The sequence below is a fragment of the Aliirhizobium sp. YIM B11859 genome, from assembly GCF_057163345.1.
The window spans coordinates 453108-475529 of sequence record NZ_JBXHAY010000004.1; the positions used below are offsets into that span (position 1 = coordinate 453108).

Annotated in this window: 22 protein-coding genes and 1 riboswitch; of the genes, 8 read left to right on the forward strand and 14 right to left on the reverse strand. The window is 59.8% G+C overall.

What is annotated here, in order from left to right:
• Window positions 1-65: 65 nt before the first annotated feature.
• Window positions 66-2624 carry a DNA translocase FtsK gene (locus AC2GXZ_RS18575; protein ID WP_483760667.1) on the forward strand — a complete coding sequence of 853 codons (2559 nt, stop codon included), beginning with the start codon at window positions 66-68 and terminating at the stop codon, window positions 2622-2624.
• Between the two features lie 18 nt (window positions 2625-2642).
• Here the strand turns inward: AC2GXZ_RS18575 and AC2GXZ_RS18580 are convergent, their stop codons facing one another.
• The 10 genes from AC2GXZ_RS18580 to AC2GXZ_RS18625 form a co-directional block, all read right to left on the reverse strand.
• Window positions 2643-3380 (reverse strand): ABC transporter permease, encoded by a 738-nt coding sequence (locus tag AC2GXZ_RS18580; RefSeq protein WP_483760668.1) that lies wholly within the window; start codon window positions 3378-3380, stop codon window positions 2643-2645.
• Window positions 3377-4315, reverse strand: a complete 939-nt coding sequence (locus AC2GXZ_RS18585) for an ABC transporter ATP-binding protein (RefSeq protein WP_483760669.1) — start codon at window positions 4313-4315, stop codon at window positions 3377-3379. The genes AC2GXZ_RS18580 and AC2GXZ_RS18585 overlap by 4 nt, the downstream gene beginning before the upstream one ends.
• Complete coding sequence (locus AC2GXZ_RS18590) at window positions 4312-5445, reverse strand: ABC transporter permease (RefSeq protein ID WP_483760670.1); 1134 nt, start codon at window positions 5443-5445, stop codon at window positions 4312-4314. The genes AC2GXZ_RS18585 and AC2GXZ_RS18590 overlap by 4 nt, the downstream gene beginning before the upstream one ends.
• A gap of 77 nt (window positions 5446-5522) precedes the next feature.
• A complete protein-coding gene (osmF, locus tag AC2GXZ_RS18595; RefSeq protein ID WP_483760671.1) occupies window positions 5523-6434 on the reverse strand; it encodes a glycine betaine ABC transporter substrate-binding protein OsmF in 912 nt (303 codons plus the stop codon).
• A 193-nt stretch (window positions 6435-6627) separates the two neighbouring features.
• Window positions 6628-7161, reverse strand: a complete 534-nt coding sequence (locus AC2GXZ_RS18600; protein WP_483760672.1) for a flavin reductase — start codon at window positions 7159-7161, stop codon at window positions 6628-6630.
• Window positions 7161-7961, reverse strand: coding sequence for a pyrimidine utilization protein D (rutD, locus tag AC2GXZ_RS18605; RefSeq protein WP_483760673.1), 801 nt, complete (start codon window positions 7959-7961; stop codon window positions 7161-7163). The genes AC2GXZ_RS18600 and rutD overlap by 1 nt, the downstream gene beginning before the upstream one ends.
• Window positions 7962-8007: 46 nt before the next feature.
• Window positions 8008-8394, reverse strand: coding sequence for a pyrimidine utilization protein C (gene rutC / locus AC2GXZ_RS18610; RefSeq protein ID WP_483760674.1), 387 nt, complete (start codon window positions 8392-8394; stop codon window positions 8008-8010).
• Between the two features lie 29 nt (window positions 8395-8423).
• Window positions 8424-9158 carry a pyrimidine utilization protein B gene (gene rutB, locus AC2GXZ_RS18615; protein WP_483760675.1) on the reverse strand — a complete coding sequence of 245 codons (735 nt, stop codon included), beginning with the start codon at window positions 9156-9158 and terminating at the stop codon, window positions 8424-8426.
• A complete protein-coding gene (gene rutA, locus AC2GXZ_RS18620) occupies window positions 9155-10246 on the reverse strand; it encodes a pyrimidine utilization protein A (RefSeq protein ID WP_483760676.1) in 1092 nt (363 codons plus the stop codon). Before rutA ends, rutB begins: the two co-directional genes overlap by 4 nt.
• A 243-nt stretch (window positions 10247-10489) precedes the next feature.
• Window positions 10490-11863, reverse strand: coding sequence for an FAD-binding oxidoreductase (locus tag AC2GXZ_RS18625; RefSeq protein ID WP_483760677.1), 1374 nt, complete (start codon window positions 11861-11863; stop codon window positions 10490-10492).
• A gap of 152 nt (window positions 11864-12015) precedes the next feature.
• On the opposite strand from AC2GXZ_RS18625, the gene AC2GXZ_RS18630 reads away from it, so the two are divergent.
• Window positions 12016-13122, forward strand: a complete 1107-nt coding sequence (locus AC2GXZ_RS18630; RefSeq protein ID WP_483760678.1) for an RHE_PE00001 family protein — start codon at window positions 12016-12018, stop codon at window positions 13120-13122.
• Between the two features lie 27 nt (window positions 13123-13149).
• Here the strand turns inward: AC2GXZ_RS18630 and AC2GXZ_RS18635 are convergent, their stop codons facing one another.
• From AC2GXZ_RS18635 to AC2GXZ_RS18650, 4 genes are all read right to left on the reverse strand, one after another.
• Window positions 13150-14169 (reverse strand): ABC transporter substrate-binding protein, encoded by a 1020-nt coding sequence (locus AC2GXZ_RS18635; RefSeq protein ID WP_483760679.1) that lies wholly within the window; start codon window positions 14167-14169, stop codon window positions 13150-13152.
• A complete protein-coding gene (locus AC2GXZ_RS18640) occupies window positions 14166-14945 on the reverse strand; it encodes an ABC transporter ATP-binding protein (RefSeq protein WP_483760680.1) in 780 nt (259 codons plus the stop codon). Before AC2GXZ_RS18640 ends, AC2GXZ_RS18635 begins: the two co-directional genes overlap by 4 nt.
• Complete coding sequence (locus AC2GXZ_RS18645; RefSeq protein ID WP_483760681.1) at window positions 14942-15748, reverse strand: ABC transporter permease; 807 nt, start codon at window positions 15746-15748, stop codon at window positions 14942-14944. The genes AC2GXZ_RS18640 and AC2GXZ_RS18645 overlap by 4 nt, the downstream gene beginning before the upstream one ends.
• Window positions 15749-15770: 22 nt before the next feature.
• Window positions 15771-16379: a YkoF family thiamine/hydroxymethylpyrimidine-binding protein gene (locus AC2GXZ_RS18650; protein WP_483760682.1), complete on the reverse strand. Its 609-nt coding sequence runs from the start codon at window positions 16377-16379 to the stop codon at window positions 15771-15773.
• Window positions 16373-16485, reverse strand: a riboswitch (TPP riboswitch). (Overlaps the previous gene by 7 nt.)
• Window positions 16486-16599: 114 nt before the next feature.
• On the opposite strand from AC2GXZ_RS18650, the gene AC2GXZ_RS18655 reads away from it, so the two are divergent.
• The 6 genes from AC2GXZ_RS18655 (at window position 16600) to AC2GXZ_RS18680 (ending at window position 22420) form a co-directional block, all read left to right on the forward strand.
• A complete protein-coding gene (locus AC2GXZ_RS18655) occupies window positions 16600-17268 on the forward strand; it encodes a TetR/AcrR family transcriptional regulator (RefSeq protein WP_483760683.1) in 669 nt (222 codons plus the stop codon).
• Between the two features lie 138 nt (window positions 17269-17406).
• Window positions 17407-18228: a bifunctional allantoicase/(S)-ureidoglycine aminohydrolase gene (locus tag AC2GXZ_RS18660; RefSeq protein ID WP_483760684.1), complete on the forward strand. Its 822-nt coding sequence runs from the start codon at window positions 17407-17409 to the stop codon at window positions 18226-18228.
• 156 nt (window positions 18229-18384) lie between these two features.
• Window positions 18385-19185 (forward strand): NAD-dependent epimerase/dehydratase family protein, encoded by an 801-nt coding sequence (locus tag AC2GXZ_RS18665; RefSeq protein ID WP_483760685.1) that lies wholly within the window; start codon window positions 18385-18387, stop codon window positions 19183-19185.
• A gap of 74 nt (window positions 19186-19259) precedes the next feature.
• Window positions 19260-20693, forward strand: a complete 1434-nt coding sequence (locus AC2GXZ_RS18670) for an aldehyde dehydrogenase family protein (protein ID WP_483760686.1) — start codon at window positions 19260-19262, stop codon at window positions 20691-20693.
• A gap of 136 nt (window positions 20694-20829) precedes the next feature.
• The gene (locus AC2GXZ_RS18675; RefSeq protein ID WP_483760687.1) at window positions 20830-21888 is read left to right on the forward strand and encodes an AI-2E family transporter; all 1059 of its coding nucleotides are present in this window, start codon (window positions 20830-20832) and stop codon (window positions 21886-21888) included.
• Window positions 21889-21997: 109 nt separating this feature from the next.
• Window positions 21998-22420: a hypothetical protein gene (locus tag AC2GXZ_RS18680; protein WP_483760688.1), complete on the forward strand. Its 423-nt coding sequence runs from the start codon at window positions 21998-22000 to the stop codon at window positions 22418-22420.
• Window positions 22421-22422 lie beyond the last annotated feature (2 nt).

Genomic DNA, 22422 nt, shown 5'->3' on the forward strand with positions numbered 1-22422 from the left:
ATGCCGGAAACGCCTGGTTAAGGTTTTCTTTTTATTAACAGGGACCGGTGTGATCAGGTTGTTTGATGGTTTCGCGTAGTATGCATTTTCCGCCTTCCCGCAAAGACGTTTCCCCGCTCGACAAGCTTGATGGCAGCGACGAACAGGAGTTCGAAGCCGCCAACGATGTCGAGCAGCCCCTGCCGCTGCCGGTGCTTATCCCGGCGGTCGAACTCGATCCGGAAAAGCTTCCGACCTGGCAGCGTGCCTTCATATTGGCCCCCAATGTGCGTTTCACCCGCACGCCCGGGCGTGGTCCAACGAAGGCAGAGGCCGAAGCAGCCATCAACGAGCTGAAGGCAGAAGTGCCCGACACCGCAGCTGCAGCCGTGAACAGCGCTCAGTCGACACAACATTCCAAGCATGCAGGTTCCCAGGTGAACAATCTTCAACGCCGGATCGTCCAGGCTTTCGCAACCGAACAGACGTCAGGTCCCGCTGCGCAGCCGGCCGACGCTGCCGCTCGCAATGCGATTGAGCAGGCCCATCACCTCCGGTCATCTTCGGCGGCGAGAAAACCGGTCGACCATCCGGCTATCCCGGCGTCGCCGGCAGCCTCCGCGCCGATGACGCGCCGCGTCACGTCGATCCCGGATCATCTGATCTGGGAAATGATGAGTCTCGGGGCATCGGAAGATGTCGAACCCGGCATTTCGCGCCGCACGCTTGCACCGGCCCGGCCCATGCCGAAAGCGGCTCCCGTTTCGACACAGGTGCCGACTGCGATGTCGATCCCGGTTTCCGCATCGGCACTTCGTCCGTCCGTACAGCGCTTTGTGCCGCCCGCTCCTGAAGTCGCTGTCGCGCCGACACCAGACGCTTTCCCGGTAGAAGCGGCTTCCGCAGTGCAGCTCTATCGCCAGGTGGCGATCCGCCATGCAGCACCTGTTGCCATGTATGCCGAACCCCGGCAGGCCTTGGTCGAGGAGCCGCAGATCATCGCGGAACCGGTCCTTGTCGAAACTGCGCCGATAATAGTCGAACCGATGAACATCCCGGTTGCCGCGCCGGTCACCCGCAAGCCGCGGGTGCTGACCTTCGCGGAGGACTATACGTTCCCCGATATCGATCTTCTTCAGCCGGCAGCACCACGCGAAGAACAGACGATGAGCCAGGAGGCGCTGGAACAGAGCGCCGGAATGCTCGAAAACATACTTGAAGATTTCGGCGTCAAGGGCGAGATCATCGATGTTCGTCCCGGCCCGGTGGTGACGCTTTACGAATTCGCGCCGGCTCCCGGCGTGAAATCCTCACGGGTGATGAACCTTTCCGACGATATCGCCCGTTCGATGTCCGCGCTGTCCGCCCGTGTCGCGGTCATTCCGGGCCGCAACGTCATCGGCATCGAATTGCCGAATGTGGTGCGCGAGACCGTCTATCTGCGGGAACTCGTTGAGAGCAATTCCTATATCGGCACCGATTACCGACTGCCGCTCTGCCTTGGCAAAACGATTGGCGGGGAGCCCGTCATTGCCGAACTGGCGAAGATGCCGCATCTGCTGGTTGCCGGCACAACGGGCTCGGGCAAGTCGGTCGCCATCAACACGATGATCCTGTCGCTTCTCTACCATCTTCGGCCGGAAGAATGCCGGTTGATCATGGTCGACCCGAAGATGCTCGAACTTTCCGTCTATGACGGTATCCCGCATCTGCTGACGCCGGTCGTAACGGATTCCAAGAAGGCGGTTCTTGCCCTGAAATGGGCCGTGCGCGAGATGGAAGAGCGTTATCGCAAGATGTCGCGTCTCAACGTTCGCAATATCGATGGCTTCAATGCCCGTGTTGCCGAAGCGCGCAATCGGGGCGAGACGATCATGATCAGCGTGCCGGTCGGTTTCGATCGCTCGACCGGCGAGCAGATCTTCGAGGAACAGTCGCTCGACCTGACGGCGCTACCATATATCGTCGTCATCGTCGATGAAATGGCCGATCTGATGATGGTCGCCGGCAAGGAAATCGAAGGCGCAATCCAGCGCCTGGCACAGATGGCACGCGCCGCCGGCATTCACCTGATCATGGCGACCCAGCGGCCTTCGGTGGATGTCATCACCGGTACGATCAAGGCGAACTTCCCGACCCGTATCTCCTTCCAGGTGACGTCGAAGATCGACAGCCGCACGATCCTGGGCGAGCAGGGCGCAGAACATCTGCTCGGCCAGGGCGACATGCTGCACATGAAAGGTGGCGGGCGGATTGCCCGTGTCCACGGCCCGTTCGTTTCGGATTACGAGGTGGAGAAGGTCGTCGCGCATCTGAAGACACAAGGCCAGCCGTCCTATCTCGGTAGCGTCACCGAGGATGAGGAAGGCGAAGGTGTCGACGAGGAAGAAGACGCAGCCGTCTTCGACCAGACGTCGATGGGTGCTGAAGACAATGGCGACGATCTTTATGAACGAGCCGTCAAGATCGTCCAGCGCGACAAGAAGTGCTCGACATCCTACATCCAGCGACGCCTGTCGATCGGCTACAACCGCGCTGCCTCGCTGGTGGAACGGATGGAGCAGGAAGGTCTTGTCGGCGCACCGAACCATGTCGGAAAACGCGAGATCCTCGGCCAACAGGCGGTGCGCGCTAGCGACGAATAATGCAGGGATAGCCGCCGCTCAGGCGGCCTTCCACTTCATCAGCGATTGTTCGAGCAGTGACAGCAGATCGAAGACGATGATCGCAAGGGCGGCAACCAGAAGCGCGCCCTGCAGGATGAAGGCGAGATTATTCGACTGAAGCCCCGCGATGATTACTTCGCCAAGTGTCTTCGCAGCGACCGTCGAGCCGATCGTCGCCGTGCCGAATCCGATCACGGTGGAAATTTTTATGCCGCCGACGATCATCGGCAGGCTGAGTGGCAGTTCTATCTGACGGAAGATCTGAGAGGCGGTCATGCCGCTGCCTCTGGCCGCATCGGTAATGTTTGGCGGCACGGTCGTCAGCGCCGTCATCGTATTCTCGAAAACCGGCAGAAGAGCGTAAAGGAACAGGGCAATCAGCGTCGGTCCGTTTCCGAAACCCATCGCCGGCACTGCCAGGGCCAGCACGGCGACCGGCGGAAAGGTCTGGCCGATATTGACGATCGTACGGGCAAGCGGCAGGAATTCGGCACCGAAAGGGCGGGTGACGAGTATGGCCAGCAGCACGGCGATGATCGTGGCGAGCGCGGTCGCAAACAGCACCATGCGCACATGCAGGAGCGTTAGCGACGCCAGGCTGCCCTGGTTGTAGATCGTCGGTGCATTGGTCTGCACCAGCGGTTTGAAAGCAAAGGCGAAACTCTCGGGCGATTTAAGAAAGCCGATCAGCAGGGCCAGAAGAACAAGTCGGGGAATAAGGCGCAAGAGGTTCATTGCGGCCTGACTGCCTGACCGAGCAGGGTCTGCAGGCGCACCCGACCGAGCGGTGTGCCGTCATCGGCAACGACGGGCAGGGCGTCGCTGCCGCTCCACATCAACGCCGCCAATGCGTCCTGCAGGGTTCTGTCGCCGGTGATTGATTGTCCCTGAGCCTCCCCGGGCTCGATGACCGATGCGACCGTCCCAAGTGAAAGAAGTCGGAACGGGCGATCGAACGTGCCGACCAACCCTTCGACGAAGGGCGTCGCAGGTGCCTTGAGGAGATCGAGCGGGCGCCCGTATTGCAGAAGCTTGCCCTTGTCCATCACGGCAATGCTATCCCCGAGGTGAAAGGCCTCGTTGATATCATGCGTGACGATGACGACCGTCGTGCCGAAACGTTTCTGGATCGCGAGCAACTCGTCCTGAGCCTTGCCGCGCAGGACCGGATCAAGTGCACCAAAAGGTTCATCCATGAGGAGGATCTTCGGTTCGGCAGCGAGCGCGCGGGCAACGCCGACGCGCTGCTGCTGACCGCCGGAGAGCTGATGCGGATAGCGATTGGCGAACACCGCCGGATCAAGCTGGAAAAGGTCGAGCAGTTCCTCGACCTTGGCATCGACGCGTGCTTTTTTCCATTTTAGCAGGCGCGGCACGGTCGCGATATTGTCGGCCACGGTCCTATGGGGGAACAGACCATGCCCCTGGATGGCGTAGCCGATGCGCCGACGAAGTACGTGACCGGGAATTTGACGCGTGTCCTCGCCGGCGAGCAGGATTGTGCCCTCGTCCTGGGGAACAAGCTGATTGATCATCCGCAAAAGCGTGGTCTTTCCCGATCCGGACGTGCCGACGAGAACGGCAATCGAACCCTCCGGCACGACAAGGGAGACATTATCGACGACCGCCTTTCCGGCGTAGGATTTTGTCAGTGACTGGATGTCGATCATGTGGAAAGCGTCTCCGTGCCTGGAGAGGTGCTGAAATCAACCAACGCATCGAGGACGATGGCGGCAACGAAAGACATGGCAACGGTCGGCAACGCGCCGAGCAGAACGAGATCCATCGCCGCCTGGCCCAGACCCTGGAAAACGAAGACGCCCATACCGCCGCCGCCGATCAGGGCGGCGATGGTTGCCATGCCGATATTCTGGATGAGCACGATGCGGATTGCGGCAAGAAGGCTCGGGAAGGTCAACGGGAACTCGATCGATACAAGCCGCTGCAGATCGGTCATTCCGGCGCCGCGAGCTGCATCATTTGCCTCGCGAGGCACGCTCTCCAGTCCGGCAACGGTATTGGCGACGACCGGCAGAAGTGAATAGAGGACGAGCGCGAGAAAGGCCGGCGCGGCGCCGATCCCGGAGATGCCCAGGGCCGAGGCTCCCGGCAGATGGGTCGCGATCCAGCCGAGCGGCAGGATCAGCAGACCGAATAACGCAATCGATGGTATGGTCTGGAGAATGTTGAGCGTGCTGAGCACTGCCGCCCGCAACGGGCGAACCCGATGGCAGATGACGCCCAGCGGCAGGCCAATCACGAAAGCGGAAAACATGGAGCCGAGCGCCAGCATGGAATGCCGGGACAGTTCCGCCCAGAAAGCGTCGGATCGGTTGGCGTATTCCTTCATCACGGAGATGTCGGACAGGATGCCGGTGGCAAATATGCCGGCGATCACCGCCGAGGCGGTGAGCAGAAGCAACAATCGTCCTGTGGCCGTGGGCTTGAGCTTGGCGATCACGTCGACGGCTGCAAGCGACAAGCCGAACAGCAACAGCCAGAAGCCTGAACCGGGTGAAACGCGTGCATAGGCATTGCCGGCCGGTAGTTGCGCATGCGCCGCCCAACCGAGCGCGAGAATGCTTGTTATCAGAGCAGCCGTCGCGATTGCCAGTTTGGCAGCCGATGGAAAGCGAACGATCAGGCAGAAGGCAACGGCGAGCAGCGCTACCGTTACCACCAGGCCGGTCCCAGAGGGCAGCGCTTCCATCAGTGACCTGCCTTGGCCCTGAAGTATGCGGTTCGGCTTGACCACGACAAAGGGCAAGGCAAGCGTTGCGACGAGGATGAGGGGCGCCATCAGCACACCCGTTTTTTCCAGTCCTATCCGCAACGCTGCCGACCTTTCACATGCCGTCCATGGCTGGACCTCAAGGATTACTTGAGGAAGCCATTTTTCTTGAGGAAGTCCTCGGCGACGGCCTTGGGCGGCTCACCGCCAACCTGAACGCGGCCGTTGAGATCCTGCAGGGTCACGAGGTCGAGCTTTTCGAATACCGGTTTCAGAAGTTCCGCGATCTTCGGGTTCTTGGCCAGCGTATCCTGACGAATGATCGGTGCCGGCTGATAAACCGGCTGAACCTTCTTGTCGTCTTCCAGCACGACGAGGCCGGAGGGGGCAATTCCGCCATCTGTGCCGTAGACCATCGCCGCATTGGCGCCATTGGTCTGGTTGGCCGCAGCAGCAATCGTTGCGGCTGTGTCGCCACCCGAAAGCGTGATGAGCTGCTCAGGCTTTAGCTTGAAGCCATAGGTCGTCTGGAAGGCGGGAAGGGCTGCCGCCGAATTGACGAATTCCGAGGATGCCGCAAGCACGATCTTGCCACCGCCCGCAATGAACTTGCCGAAGTCCGACAGCGTTTTCAGATTGTCTGCCTGTGCAACGTCCTGGCGGACGGCGATGCCCCAGGTGTTGTTGGCCGGCGAGGGCGTCAGCCAGACGATCTTGTTGGCGTCGAGATCAAGCTTCTTCACCGTTTCATAGGCTTTTGCCGCATCCTTCCAGGCCGGGTCATCTGCCTTTTCGAAGAAGAATGCGCCGTTGCCTGTATATTCCGGATAGATGTCGATTTCACCGGCAGTGATCGCCTTGCGCAGAACCGGCGTGGTGCCGAGCTGGATCCGGTCGGTGGCCTCGATATTGTTGGCCTTCAGCACCGACAGGATGATGTTGCCGATAACACCGCCCTCGGTATCGATCTTCGACGAGACGACAACCTGGGCCGAGGCTGCCGTGGCGGATAGCGAAAAGGCGAGTAACAGGCCTGCAAGTTTCTTGGAGAGCGACATCAGGGTTTCCCTAGACTTGTGCCGGTCTTTTCGCCGGCGCGTGTTGGAGCGATACCGGCACAATAGGTAGTGCGAGCAGACAAAGTGTCGAGAACGTTTCAACTCACGGAAGGGCGTTTGAGGAAAAACTGTATTCCTTCGACCTTTTCAAGCCGCGGCTGAGCGCCGCAATCCGACAAGCGGCAATACACCGCTACAGCGTGTGATAGCGCCGATTGAAATAGACCAGGCCCTGGCTTTCTTCCGTCTGCCGGATTGCCTCCACCTCGCAGATCAGGATGTCATGGCTATTGCCATCGGTGACGCTGCGAATCCGGCAATCGATCGAGACAAGCGCGCCGTCGAGCGCCGGTGCCCCGGTCGCTAGCGTCGACCAGCTTGCCCCGGCAAAACGTTCATCGGCAGGCGTCTTGCCGCCGAACAGCCGGCTGAGCGGTTCATGCGCGCCGGCAAGCACGTTGATGCAGACGACGCCATTGCCGGTGACCGCGGAATGGGTCGAGGAAGATTTGTTAAGGCAGACCAGCATCGTCGGCGGGCTGTCGCTGACGCTGCAGACGGCGGTCGCGGCAAAACCTGCCCGGCCGGCCGGACCATCCGTCGTGACAATATTGACCGCCGCTCCGAGCTTCGACATCGCATCGCGAAAATCCGTGCGCACGTCCGAGGCAGCGGCTTCAGTCTTGCGAGCGTCCGCCAGGCTTGAAGGTGTGACTTGCTGGTTCATCATACGCCTCCCCGCGCGCTGTTATTCGTTGCGTTCAGATAAGGAACGACCGTCTGATTGAAGCTTTGCGGCTCCACCACGTTGACCGCATGGGCGCCGAAATCGAAGAGAGCAAGTTCTGCATTCGGCAGATGCCGTGCCAGATGTTGCGAGCGGCTATAGGGTACCAACAGATCATCCTTCGTTGCGATCACCAGCGTCGGCACGGTGATCTCGCCAAGCCTCGCATCGATATCGAATGATCTCAGCGCCTTGATCCTGCGAAGAATATTCTGCCGCCCCTGGAAATGTCGAAGGCCGTGGACTTCTTCATCGGCCAGTCTTGCGGAATTTTCTGCCATCCAGATCGCCGGATAGAGAAAAAGCGGCTGCGCCCTGATGAAAGCTTCCACTCCGGTGTTTTCCAGAAGCGCGATGCGGGTGTCGAAGCAGCGGCCGGAATGCGGATCGGCCTTGCTCCAGGCATTGATGAGGATCAGCCTGTCGATCATACCGGGGCGGCGGAGCGCGATGTCGAGCCCGATCAGGCCGCCGAGCGCGTGTCCCATGAAGCTGAAATGTTGGAGGCCGAGCTTGTCTGCGATCTCCATCACGTCATCCGCCATGGCTGAAATGCCGCCATCTTCGGGCGCTTCGCCACCGGTGCGGCCGCAGCCGCGATGGTCGTAGGTGACGATGCGGACGAAGGGAGAAAGCGCTTCTATCTGGGGTGCCCAATAGGCGCCGGATCCGCCGAGGCCGGAAGACAGGATAAGTGTCGGCGCGGCATCATCCGTCCGGCCGTGGATGTCGAAATGCATGGCTTGCCTCTGGATGGAAAGGGCAGGGGCTTTCCCCTGCCACCGTTCACTTGCCGATATGGGCGATGGTGGCAATTTCCACCAGCGCATCGGGCTTCACCAGACCGCACTGGACGCAGAAGCGGGCCGGTTTGTCACCAGGGAAATACTCCGCATAGACCGCGTTAAGAGCCTGATAATTGGCCCAGTCGGTGAGGAAGATATGGTTCATCGTGACATCCTCCATCGTGCCGCCTGCGGTCTCTATGACGGACTTGATGACCTCCAGGACGTGGCGGGTCTGGGCGGCGGCATCGCCGACATGGACGACATGATTGTTCTTGTCGAATGGCAGGGTACCAGAGACATAAAGAACGCCGTTGGCAAGCGTTCCCGGCGAATAGGGCGCGAGAGGCTTCTGGGTTCCTTCCGGCACGACGATCGACTTCGGCATTCTGGCTTCTCCTCTTTGGTGTGTGTGTGTCAGGCGTCGACGGGTGCGGCCTGGGAAATGACGGCGCAGAAATCATTGACGGTGGCGACCCAGCCGAAGAACTTCTCGACATTGTAGACAGTCGCCTGCTGGATGAAGTCGGGGCCGAGATGATGGGTGGCATCCTCCAGCATCACGCCGAAATATTCGAGGTGGAAGGCGTCGCGCAGCGAGCTTTCGACGCAGACATTGGTGGCGATACCGACGAAGACGAGGTTGCGGATGCCGCGGGCGCGCAGAACGCTGTCCATATTGGTGTTGAAAAAACCGCTATAGCGGGTCTTCGGAACCAGGATGTCGCCCGGCTGCGGCTGCAGCTCGTCGACGATCGCGTAGTCCCAGGTGCCCTTGGCGAGAAGCTTGCCCTGCATGTCCGGATTGGCACGCATGTGTTTGAGCGCATTCGACTTGTGCCAGTTGGGCGAGCCCGGGCCGCCGGCCTCGACATAATCCTTGTCCCAGCCGTTCTGGAAATAGATGACCGGCACGCCGGCGGCGCGGGCGGCATCGAGCGTCTTCTTGATATTGGCGATCGTGCCCTTGGCGCCGGAAATGTCGAAACCGGCGAGATCGACATAACCGCCTTCGGTCGAATAGGCATTTTGCATGTCAACGACGACAACCGCAGTTTCCGATGGCTTCAAGGCGATCGGTTCGGGACGGGCGGGCAGGGTGACGCTCTGCAGCTTCTCGGTCGGGCTCAGATATCCTGCAACGGCGCTCATTCGGCTGCCTCCAATGCCTGGGTTACGTGCTTTCGGCTTTTCATCAGCGGCTGGACATATTTGCCGAATTTTTCCACGCCCTCGACGAAGTCGTCGAAGGTCAGCATCACGCCGCCGGTGCCCGGAACCTCGGCCATTTCGTCGAGCATGGCCGCGACTTCTTCATAGGAGCCGATCAGCGTGCCCATGTTGATGTTGACGGCGGACACCGGGTTCGACATGTGGCGGACATTGGTGTCGGACCCGGATTTGGTATCGGCTGCACTCTGCAGGCCGAGCCATTTGATGGCTTCCTCATCGGCGCCAGCCTTGTAGTGCTCCCACTTCGCCCAGGCATCCCCGGATTTTTCTTCCGCCAGGATCATCGTCAGGACGAAGGAGCGGACGTCGCGGCCGGTCTTTTCGGTCGCGGCCATCAGTCGCTGGTTGGTGGGGGCAAACGCCGTCGGTGTGTTGATCCCGACGCCGAAGCAGAAACTGTAATCGGCAAATTGTGCCGAAAATGCCATGCCGGCATTGGACGAGCCAGCGCAGATCAGCTTCACGTCACCTTCCGGCACCGGCTTCATGCGGCAATCGTCCATCTGGAAATATTTGCCCTTGAGGTCGGACTGGCCGGTTGTCAGTAGCTCCTTGAGCACTGTCGTATATTCGGAAAGATAGGCGTAACGGTCGCCGAAATAGTCGTCGCCCGGCCAAAGGCCCATCTGGCTGTATTCGGGGCGTTGCCAGCCGGTAACGAGATTGATGCCGAAGCGGCCACCGGAAATGCTGTCGATCGTCGTTGCCATGCGGGCGACGATTGCCGGCGGCATGACCAGCGTCGCGGTGGTGCCGAACAGCTTGATCTTCGAGGTGACGGCGGCAAGCCCCGCCATCAGCGTGAAGGATTCCAGATTGTAATCCCAGAACTCGGTCTTGCCGCCGAAACCGCGCAGCTTGATCATCGAAAGCGCGAAATCAAAGCCGTATTGCTCGGCCTTCAACGTGATTTCCTTGTTGAGCTCGAAGCTCGGCTTGTATTGCGGGGCGTTCTCCGAAAGGAGCCAGCCGTTGTTCCCGATCGGAATGAAGACACCAACTTCCATGTGGACCCCCTGTTCTGTCATCGTCGCGATCTGCGGTGCAGATTTGCGTTTTGATAAGCAGAATTCGTGCCAGATGGAGTTAGGTGAACTTTTTCAATGCACTAGCGGGTTGTGGTAAGTATGACTTTTATAGAGCGGGAAAATTTTGACCATTTGATAAAATAATGCCTGCCGATTGGGCAGCCGCATGATCAAAAACTGGCGCGGTACTCGGGTTTCGAAGTCCCGCCAGAGAGCTGCTTTCTACAAAATCCGGCCACGATTGAGGATGTCCGCGGGATCGAGCATGTGCTTCATCCGCGTCATCAGCGCGATTTCTTCCGGGCGACGGCTGCGCGACAGATACGGGCGTTTCAGCACGCCGATACCGTGTTCGGCGGAAATGCTGCCTTCGGAGAGGCCTACGACGTCATAGACGGCCTTCACGGCATTGCCGAGATCGTCGTCCTTGTGCGAAGGCAGGATCGCCAGATGCAGATTGCTGTCGGCCATATGCCCATAGGCGATCAGCGTCGCGCCATTGCCATGTGCTGCGATCTGCCGCCGCATTTCGCCGATCGCATCATCCATGCGGTTCATCGGCAGGCTGATATCGAACTGGGCGCTGCCGGGAATAAGCCGGTCGAATTCGTAATTGGCCTCGCGATAGGCCCAGAATTTCTGCCGGTCCTGCAGCGACTGGGATATCAGCGCATCGGAGATCAGGCCCTCTTCCAGCAGCGCGCCGAGCGCCTCGGTAAACCTGTCCTGCGCCGCCTGATCGTCGCCGAGAGCCGCCTCGATCAGTAGCGTGAGTTCCGTCCGTGGTTCGAACGGTTCGGGCAGGGACGTGTATTGTTCGGTCACTTCCATATATTCGCGCCACATGCCCTCGAAGGTCATCAGCTGGCCGGGGAACTGGCGGTCGAGAGCCGCCAGCGCCTTTGCCGCATCGGCGACGCTCGCTGCGGCACACAGGGCCGTCTGCAGCGCCGGCGGGGCGGGGACCAGGGCCAGGCAGACGCGGGTGATGACGCCGAGCGTGCCTTCGCTGCCGATCATCATCTGCGGCCAGTCATAGCCGGTATTGTTCTTCATCAGCTTGTTGAGGCCGTTGAGAACGGTGCCATCCGAAAGGACGGCCTCTATGCCGAGGACATTGCGGCGGGTCACGCCATAACGCAGCGCCTGCACACCACCGGCATTGGTCGCCACATTGCCGCCGATCGTGCATGTACCGCGCGCCCCGAGATCGACGCCATAATGCAGACCTGCCTCCCTTGCGGCGTCTTGGACCTGATAGAGGGGCGTGCCGGCGAGAACCGTCATCGTGCGGCTGGCTATGTCTATTTCCTCGATACCCTGCAGCCGTTCCAGCGACAGGGCGATTTCGCCGGCCTGGGGATGCGCGCCACCTGCCAATCCGGTCAATCCTCCCTGAACCACGATCGGCTGCCCCGCCTTCGAGCAGAGCGCGAGAACCTTCGATATCTCCTCGGTGGAGGCGGGAATGACCAGAAGGGCCGGGCTGAGTGGCGGGATCTCGGCTGCGTCGGACCAGTAACGCTGCGCGATGGCATCGCCTTCCCGCACGAAATTGTCGCCCACCATGGCCCGCAGCTGCGCCTTCAGATTCATTCCATTCTCCTGTATTCACACCGCTCGGCGCGAAAGCGCCTTTGTCCTCCGCTTTACGACGAATGCCCGATGCAAGTCGATCGAAAGGCAGTTCGCCGCAGGCGAACCATTCGCTATCATGGGGGCGACGATTCTGGGATAATTTACGTGCCATGCGCTACAATCTTGCGGATTTGCCTATTCGCCGGCTGATCGGGCCGGTGACAAGAGCCACCGCGGTGACCACCCGCCTGGACGAGCGCGTGTCGCATTCGTCCGTTGGAGCAGGCTGGATTGAGCGTTCGCATTTCACCGACGCGGCAGCGTCGCTCTGGATCGACGGGGAACTGGTGCATCTGGAAGACCTCGTCCTGCACGATGCGGCGATGGGCATTCGTGCGCCGACCCATGAATTGACGATCGCTTACGATATCCTGCGAACCCGCCGCCGGATCATGGAATATGAGCCCGGATGGGCGCTCAGCCGGGACGGGTTGCGCCGGTTATGCGGCGTAAGAGGTGAGCCTATGCCGGACGCGGCGGTAGAGATCCCGGTGATTGAGAATGACGAGGAAACCGGTTCGGAGGGCGAACCTCAGGATCCGCTGGCCGAGTACCTGGCGGAGATCGACGCGGTAGTCGCAAGAAGCGAGGCTGCGATTTCGCGCGCCCTTGCGCCGGGTGCTGCGAGCCACAGGAAAGACCGGGAGCCGTTTCTGTACGAGCCTGACTGGGACGAGGATGAGCGTCTCGATGAATGGCTGGTGGTGCTGGACGATAGCGCCGATCTGCCGCCGGTGCTGAGGGTCGCACTTCTGATCGACGCCTGGAGCCAGCTTCAGGTTCTTCAGCACGCGCCATGGCTCGGCCGCCTGCTTGCCGCGTCGCTTCTGAGACGGGAGGGTGTCACCTCCGCTCACCTTCCGACAATCAATCTTGGCCTGAAGCAGGTCGGCCGCGAGGAGAGGGCAAGCAGGGACCGCAATACCCGCCTTGTCGCTGTCCTCGACGCAATTTCCGAAGCGGGTGAGACGGGATTGAAGGAGCATGACCGCCTCGTGCTTGCCAGACAGCAAATGCAGCACCGGATCACGGGTCGTCGGCAATCGTCGAAACTGCCGCAACTGGTCGATCTGGTCCTGTCCCGTCCGATGGTGTCGTCAGGCATGATTGCGCGGTCGCTCTCGGTGACGCCACAGGGGGCTCTGAAGATTGCATCGGAACTGCATCTGCGAGAACTGACCGGGCGCGGCAGGTTCCGCGCCTGGGGTATTATCTGACGCCGCAGATCTGTCCCCTCTCGCGTATCAGGACGAGGGTAGAAACGCGTTGGTAAAATACGTTCCGAAATCCGGTTTTGTTTCTAGCGCTGTACCACCGGGGCCCTTGAGAATACCGGATTTGTAGGCATAGGTGCCGATCGCCTCGAATTTCGATGGGTCGATCTCACCGATCTTGCCTGCGGTGCTCAGCAGATATCCGCCGTCGATCAGCGCCTGAAGCGATGCGCGGATGAATTTGCGGTCGGTGAGCGCATCGCTATTGGCGGACATCAGCAGATCGGTTGCCTCATCGGGATGCTCGACTGCATAGCGGTAACCCAGGCGGGTGGCCTGCAGGAAAGCCCTTGCATCCGTCGGGTTTTGATCGAGATACGCACGGCTTGAGCCGATCAGCGTCGTGTGCTCGTCAGGAACACCGAAATCGGCATAGCGGAAAGCGCGCTGGTTCAATCCCTCCATGTCCGCCTTGACGCCCTCCCATGTGTAGACTTCCAGTGTGAAGTCGACGGCGCCGTTCTCGAGCGCCTGATAGGCGGATGTGCCGAGCGTGACCGTTTCAAACTCTCCTTTGCCGCCGTCGTTGCGGATGATCGAGGAGATTAACGCGTTTTCCCATGCCGAACCGAACCCGCCGTAGGTCTTGCCGTCGAGATCGCGCGGTCGGTTGATATCCTTGCGACCTCCCTTGAAGACGACGCGACCGGTCTCTGTCTGCACCACTGCATAGGTGCCGACGAGATCGGCGCCGGCAGAGCGCTGGGTCAAAAGCCCGATTGAGCCGAGAATGCCGAAATTGGCAACCCCGTTGGCAACCAGGGTGCCGGCCGATGTATCCGTGTAGGGCAGGATTTCGACCTCGAGCCCGGCCTCCCGATAGAAGCCCTTGTCGCGGGCGACGAAGAGACCGATGTGATTGGTATTGGGGGTCCAGTCCAGCGCGACCGACACCTTGGAGGACGTCTCGGCACGCAGCGGCGTAATCTGCGCAGCAAGCGCGGCAAATGCCGCCAGAGTGGCGCGACGGCTCAGTAACAACGGGCTCATGGCATTTGTCCTTCCTGAAGTTGATTGGCGGGCGAGAGAAGTGTCGCGAGTATCGAAGCCTCAAGCTTGGCAGTCTCGGCGTAGGTCGTGGCCACGCCGAAGCGCGGGCGTGAAGGCGTGATGTCTACTGTGCGGACAATGCGTGCCGGGCGCGGTGAAAGAAGATGGATGCAGTCGGAGAGCATCACGGCCTCACGGACATCGTGGGTGATGAGGATCACGGTCCAGCGATGTTTCAACCACATCGCCTCGAGCCAGATTTGCATCTGGTTGCGGGTCAGCGCATCAAGTGCACCGAAGGGTTCGTCCAGCAGGAGTATCGGTCTGTCTTGCACGACGGTGCGCAGGAGCGCTGCGCGCTGGCGCATGCCGCCGGACAGCGCATGGGGATAATGTCCCTCGAAGCCATAGAGGCCGAACTCCTCAAGCAAGGGTTCGACCTTTTGCCGTGCCTGCCGGCGACCCATGCCCTGAACCTCGAGGCCAAGTGTCACATTGTCCAGAATTGATCTCCATGGCATCAGCGCATCGCGCTGCGGCATGAAGGCGAATGGGCTGGCGGCTGACGAAAGTGTCCTTCCGTCGAAGAGAACATTCCCATGCTCGGCTTTTGTCGCGCCGGTCAGGACTTTGAAGATCGTCGATTTTCCCGCGCCCGACGGACCGAGGATCGAGACAAATTCGCCAGCCACGATATTCATGGAGATCTCGGTCAGGACCTCGATGTCGCCATAGCGCAACGAAATATCTTCCAGCGAGAGAAGCGGGGGCGTCATCGTTCCTGTCTCTCCGAAGGGTCAATCCAGGGGGCGGCCAGCCGCTGGACCAGCCGGGTTGCACCGAAGAGGATCAGTGTCAGCATCGAGCTCACCAACACCGCGGCCAGCACAAGATCGGGACGGAAATTATTCTTCGCGTTCAGCATGTAGATGCCGAGACCTCTGGCGGCACCGGCATATTCGGCGAAAATGGCCGCGACCACTGCATAGGTGATCGAAATCCGCAGGCCGGCGAAGAAGTAGGGCAGAGCGGACGGCAGTCGTGCCAACCGAAAGCGTTTCCAGCGCGATGCACCCATGGATGCAAGCAGATCCTCGATCTCCCGCTCGGTTGCCGCATAACCCTCGCACAGTGCGACCAGCATCGGAAAAAACGTGACGAGCGCGACGAGCAGGATTTTGGGCAGGAGGCCGAAGCCGAACCAGAGGACGACGAGCGGTGCGATGGCGACCAGCGGCAGGGTCTGGCTGATGACCAGGATCGGAAACAGCATTCGTCGCAGGAGTGGAGAGAAGTCGACGAATATTGACAATACGAAGGCGGCGAGAATCGACAGAGAAAATCCGAGTGCCGTCGCCCGGATCGTCGGGATCGTATTGGCCCATAGCGCTTCGCGATTTGTCCAGGCTTGCAGAACAACCTGAGACGGTGCCGGCAGAGTGCCGGTGCCTATGCCCGACAGGTGGCAATAGATTTCCCACGTTGCAGCGAGACCGCAGAGCGCGATCATCGCCGGCAGAGCCCGGACTATCGGATTGCTGGACATGCGCTTGCGCATGCCGAAAGATGGTAACGACATGGATCTGTCCGGACGCTTTTGCTTAGACCCTGGACGGGCTGTTGGCCGACACGGTCAAGTCTATCGTCACGTGCCCCTGGGGTGGCCCGAACCGCACGAAAGCCTCGCCGATGGTTGCAAAAACCGGCGCTGCGTCGCCGCGCAGCTTGGTGCAGAAGTTTTTCGACCTGTCGAAGACGCCGGACGCCTTGATGAAATCGATGCAGCCATAAATCTCGTCCATATGCTGGTCGATGCCGAGCGTGTAGAGCGAAAATTGCGCGGCGGCCGGCTGGCCGGAGGATGGAATACTGGAAACTGCCGCCAGCGCCTGAGCCTTGCGCTCCTCGAGCGGCGGCATCGGGCCGTTCATCTCCGGCACCTGGCAGATAGGATCGTCAGGTTCCCCGGGGCAACCGCGCGAAAGAGTGGCATGCAGGACGCAATGCTTGCCGGTTATTGCGGCCGCAACGAACAGATCGCGCATGGCGGCAAAGACGATATCAGGCGTGCCGACAAGCAGCGTCGAGATATCGTCCGTCTCGATTCGCAGCTTTTCCCGATAGGGATCGAGTGCCGAAAGAGAGCCTAGAATGACGCCGACGAAATCGTCGGACATCGGGTAAAGAGAAATCTGCGCGCCGGAAAACATCGCTTGAACCTCGCTCCGCTGGCATTATCCAGATCAGCTTGAAGGGTCCGTGATCATGGCGATCGCATCTCAGCCCCGGCAATACGGAGCACCCCTGTTTCATTCTTGATAGACCAGAGCGGATGAGATTGGCAAGAGCTATGGTGTTGAATGTGGTGGTGAGGCGGAGTAGGACTATCGCAGTCATGCTCCTTGTTTCAAAACATTGAATTTACCCGCAATGCCCGCCAGACCCCAAATCCGCAGAAAGAATGATCCTGAGCGGACCAAGGCTGATATCCTCGATGTCGCCACGGAGGAGTTTGCAACGCGGGGCCTTGCCGGCGGTCGCATTGATGCGATTGCCGAAAAGACCCGAACCTCGAAGCGGATGATCTATTATTATTTCGGCGGCAAGGAAGATCTCTATCTGGCAGTGCTCGAGAGATCCTACCGGCAGATTCGGACGATCGAGGCAGATCTCGAACTGGATTACCTTGCGCCCGACGAGGCGTTGCGTGTGCTGATCTCTGAAACCTTCGACTACGACGAGGCGCATCCCGATTTCATCCGCCTGGTCAGCAGCGAGAACATCAATTACGCCGCACATATGCGTCGATCGGAAACGCTTCGCGACCTCAACGTGTCGATTATCAACACGCTTGCGACGATCTTAGCTCGGGGAGCGGCAGAGGGAATTTTCCGGCGCGAAGTCGACCCCATCGACGTGCATATGCTGATCAGCGCCTTCTGTTTTTTCAGGGTTTCAAACCGTCACACGTTCGGAACGATCTTCCGGCGTGACCTGTCAGAGCCGGCACTGATGGGGCTCCACAGGCGGATGATTGCTGATACCGTGCTCAGCTATCTCATGACGCCGGATGTGGTTTCGTCCGGCTCGGAGCGCTGATAGTGCGCGGGCGAACGGCTTGACACAGCTTCTTCCTGTTGCCGGGCGTTTGCCGCATTGGCGATATCCGTTGTTTTTGACGATTGCTGAATCGCCCGACCCTGCTTAAACCAAGGGGATGACAGACGGGGACAAAGCATGACAGACGGCAGATATTTTTCTTCGGTCGGCGGCCTGCCGCCGCAGACACAGCTTCTTTCCAGCAAGGCGGTTTTTACCACGTCCTATGCCGTCATTCCCGGCACGGTGATGAGCGATATCGTCACCAGTGTTCTGCCGCATTGGGAAAAGACCCGCGCCTGGATCCTCAGTCGGCCGCTCACCGGCTTTGCCGAAACCTTCTCGCAATACATCGTCGAGGTTTTGCCGGGTGGCGGCAGCACGCGGCCTGAGCCTGATGTCAGGGCCTCGGCGGCAATCTTCGTCGTCACCGGTGAATTGAGCATCGAATTCGACGGTCAGCGCCACGCGTTGCGTGAAGGCTCGTTCGCCTATCTGCCGGCCGGTTCACCCTGGACGCTGCGCGGTGAAGGTGAGGGGCCCTGCCGGTTTCACTGGGTGCGCAAGGCCTTCAAGGTCGTTGATGGGCTGGAGGCTCCGCCGGCAATCTTCACCCATGAAGACGAATGCGTGATGGACCCGATGCCGGACACCGATGGTCGGTGGGCAACGACGCGTTTCATCGATCCGTCGGACGTGCGCTACGACATGCATCTGAATATCGTCACCTTCGAACCGGGCGCAATCATCCCCTTCATGGAAACCCACATCATGGAGCACGGCCTCTACGTGCTGGAGGGCAAAGCGGTCTATCGGCTCAACCAGGATTGGGTCGAGGTCGAAGCCGGCGATTACATGTGGCTGCGCTCCTATTGCCCGCAAGCCTGTTATGCGGGTGGCCCCGGGCGTTTCCGCTACCTGTTGTACAAGGACGTCAATCGTCACGCCGATCTTTGGTAGGCAATGAAGGGCGCGGCATCCGTTGCGCCTTTTATGATCCATGTCGGGTCATAGTGGTGCCGGTTTAAGCCTTGTCTCCAACTTATAATATCTCTACGGTCGTCATGTATGACAAGGTCGGTTTACGCCGGCTATGGACGGTCCTGGGGAGGATTTATGCTGAAAAGACTGTTGCTGACGGGCGCTGCGGGTGGCGTTGGTCGGGGCATACGCCCGTTGTTGTCGCAACTGGCGGAAACGGTGGTGCTGTCGGATATCGGCGATGTGGCCGAGATCGGGCCAAGAGAGACTTTCATTCGATGCGACCTCTCCGATGCAACAGGCGTTTCCCGTCTTTTAGACGGTGTCGATGGCGTCATCCATCTCGGCGGGATTTCGGTAGAGCGCAGCTTCGATCTTATCCTGCAGGGCAATATTATCGGCCAATATAATCTTTACGAGGCGGCCCGGCATAATGGCAAACCGCGCATCGTTTTTGCCAGCTCCAACCATGTCGTCGGGTATTACCGCAGCGACGACTATATCGACAACACTGTCTATCCACGTCCGGATTCGCTCTACGGCGTGTCGAAGGTATTCGGCGAGGCAATCGCCAGCATGTATTACGATAAGTTCGGCCAGGAGACATTGTCCCTGCGCATCGGTTCCTGTTTCGAAAGGCCGCTCAATCCGCGCATGCTGTCGACATGGCTGAGCTATCGCGATTTCGTCTCGCTTTGCGGGCGGGCTTTCTCGACGCCGCAGCTGGCGCATACGATCGTTTACGGCGCCTCGGCCAACGAGAAGCGCTGGTGGGACAATAGCAATGCGGCTTTTCTCGACTGGCAACCGGAGGATAGTTCGGCGCAGTGGAGCGCCGAAATTCAGGCAGCCGCGGGTCCTCAGGACCCCACGGATCCCGCTGTCATCTACCAGGGTGGGGCGTTTGCCGGCGCTGGCCATCCGGATGATAATTGATACTGTCAAACGCCGTATACTTTCACCATCTATGTCTCGGCCGGCCGTCCGGCCGATGTGGGAAGGATTTTTCAATGACCATCCATAAAAATCTCATCGCCGGCGAATGGGTCGGCAGCAACGGCTCGGAAAACATCAATCCGTCCGATACGAACGATGTCGTCGGGCTTTACGCCGAAGCCACCGCCGACGAGGTGCGTCAGGCAATTGCCGCAGCAAAAGCTGCCTTTCCGACGTGGTCTCGCTCCGGGATCATGGAGCGCCATGCGATTCTGAAAAAGGCGTCAGACGAAATTATCGCCCGCAAGCAGGAGCTTGGCGAACTGCTCGCCCGCGAAGAGGGCAAGACGCTGGCCGAAGGCATTGGGGAGGTGACGCGGGCGGCTCAGATCTTCGATTTCTTTTCCGGCGAGACGCTACGTCTTTCGGGGGAAATGCTGCCATCGGCACGGCCGGGCATCGGTGTCGAGATTACCCGGGAGCCGCTTGGCGTCATCGGCATCATCACGCCGTGGAATTTTCCGATCGCCATTCCTGCCTGGAAGATTGCTCCGGCCCTTTGTTACGGCAATACCGTGGTGTTCAAGCCGGCCGAGCTCGTGCCCGGCTGCTCCTGGGCGATTGTCGATATTCTGCATCGTGCGGGGCTGCCCAAGGGCGTACTCAATCTGGTTATGGGGCCGGGCTCTGTCGTCGGCCAGGCGATGCTGGACAGCCCAGATCTCGCCGGCATCACCTTCACCGGTTCGACCGGCACGGGCAAGCGTGTGGCACTTTCTTCGCTTGATCATAACCGCAAGTTCCAGCTGGAAATGGGCGGCAAGAACCCGATGATCGTGCTCGACGATGCGGATCTTGATGTGGCTGTCGAAGCCGCGGCCAATTCCGGTTTCTTCTCCACCGGCCAGCGCTGCACCGCATCGTCACGGCTGATCGTCACCGAAGGCATTCACGACAAATTCGTCGCCGCCTTGACCGACAGGTTGAAAAAGGTCCGTGTCGGCCATGCGCTGCAGCCCGAGACCCATATCGGCCCGGTCGTCGATGCCCGTCAGTTGAAGCAGGATACCGATTATATCGACATCGGTGTGAAGGAAGGGGCGAAACTGGCTTTCGGCGGCGAACGGCTTGAGCTGGCGACACCGGGTTTCTACCTGCAGCCTACACTGTTCACCGAGGCGACCAACCAGATGCGCATTTCGCGCGAGGAGATTTTCGGGCCGGTTGCAAGCGTCATCCGCGTCAAGGACTATGATGAAGCGCTGTCCGTTGCCAATGATACGCCCTTCGGGCTGTCAGCGGGTATCGCCACCACCAGCCTCAAATATGCGACCCATTTCAAACGCAATTCCGAGGCGGGTATGGTTATGGTCAACCTTGCAACGGCGGGTGTCGATTTTCACGTGCCGTTCGGCGGTCGAAAGGCTTCATCCTTCGGGTCGCGGGAGCAGGGTAAATATGCCGCCGAATTTTTCACCGTGGTGAAGACAGCCTATACTCTGGCCTGATCGCATTCTGACCGTCCCTGTGAAAGCCCGAAACGCCAAGATCTGAGCTTTTGATCCGTTCATGGTCGAAAACCCGTGGACGGATCGGAAGGACGCGTTATGTGTCCATCCGATATCAGCGAAGGCAAGGCAGGGAATGGTAGTTCAGCGCGTCAGTTTTTATATCCTGCTTGTTCTGGTCACATTGGCCTTCATAGCCGTTCTGATTCCGTTTTATTCGGCGGTGTTCTGGGCGGTGGTTTTTGCGATCATATTCTTCCCGCTTTATTCACGGCTTGAGCGAATGTTGGGCGGTCGTCGCAATCTTGCCGCCGCGCTGACCGTGCTGATCTGCTTATGTCTCGTCATCCTGCCGGGTCTGGCAATCCTGAGTTCGCTGATCCAGGAGGGCGCGTCGGTCTATCAGAGGATCGCAAGCGGCGAGATCGATGTCGGCCGGATGGCCAACGAGGTGGTCGGTGCCATGCCCGCCTTCATTCAGGAACGTGTTCGCGGCTTCGAGACTTTGGGCTTCGAACAGGTACGCGAACAGTTTTCCTCGTCGCTTATGCAGGGCGGCAGTTTTTTTGCCGGCCGCGCGCTGACCTTCGGGCAAAGCACACTCGAATTCTTCGTCGCCTTCGGCCTGATGCTTTACCTGCTCTTTTTCCTGTTTCGTGACGGCCGGTCGCTGGCATCCTCGATCCGCAATGCCGCACCACTGAGCGATGATCACACGAGCCAGTTCATGGCGAAGTTTGCCTCGGTGGTTCGGGCGACGGTCAGGGGGAATATCATCATCGCCATCGCGCAGGGTGCGATCGGTGGCATCACATTCTGGTTCCTCGGTGTTCAGCCAGCCCTGCTCTGGGGCGTGCTGATGGTGATCCTGTCACTGGTGCCGGCGGTGGGAGCAGCGCTGGTGTGGGTGCCGACGGCGATTTACCTGGCCGTCACCGGCGATGTCGTGAAGGCCGCAGTGATTGTAGCGGTAGGGGTGTTCGTCATCGGGCTGATCGACAATATCCTCCGTCCGCCGCTGGTCGGCAAGGAAACGAAGCTGCCTGACTACGTCGTTCTGATCTCGACGGTCGGCGGGATTGCACTGGTCGGCGTGAACGGCTTCGTCATCGGGCCACTCATCGCAGCGCTCTTCATTTCCGCGTGGTCGCTTTTCGCCAGGGAAAGGCACGGCGGCAGCCAATTGCCGGAGTGAGAGCGGCTTGGCGAATTATGGTCGGACTATGGTCCTGCCAAGGCATTCGCAAAGGTCTTACGGCGGAACTAAGGTTGGGCTCGACGGTTGCTTGACTGTATGTTTTCCGTTGGCTCCCGCTCAGAAGGAGGCTGCCATTCATTCCCGTCGACCGATCGCTACCGCATCCGCCCTGGCCTTCATCGGCGTGGTTGCCGTATTTGCGGTTTCTCCGGCGACCGCGCGCAATGGTGGCCATGGCGGTCGTGGCGGGTCGGACAGTGGCGACAACGGTGGACGGAACAGCAAGGCGGAGCCGACGGGCCGAAATATGACGCCGTCGAATGCCGGTGGCGGAACAAGGCATCAACGTCGGACGGCAGATAAGTTCGGTGTCGATAGCGGTGCGATCACTGTCAGGCATCAAAACGGTATTGCCGAGGAGGTCAATGCCAGAGGTCGCTACGTGATGCGTGACCCACAGGGCAGGACGATCGTCAATCGGGTTGCCACCGCTGCCGATGTCGATCGTCTGAAATCCCTGGCCGATTAAAG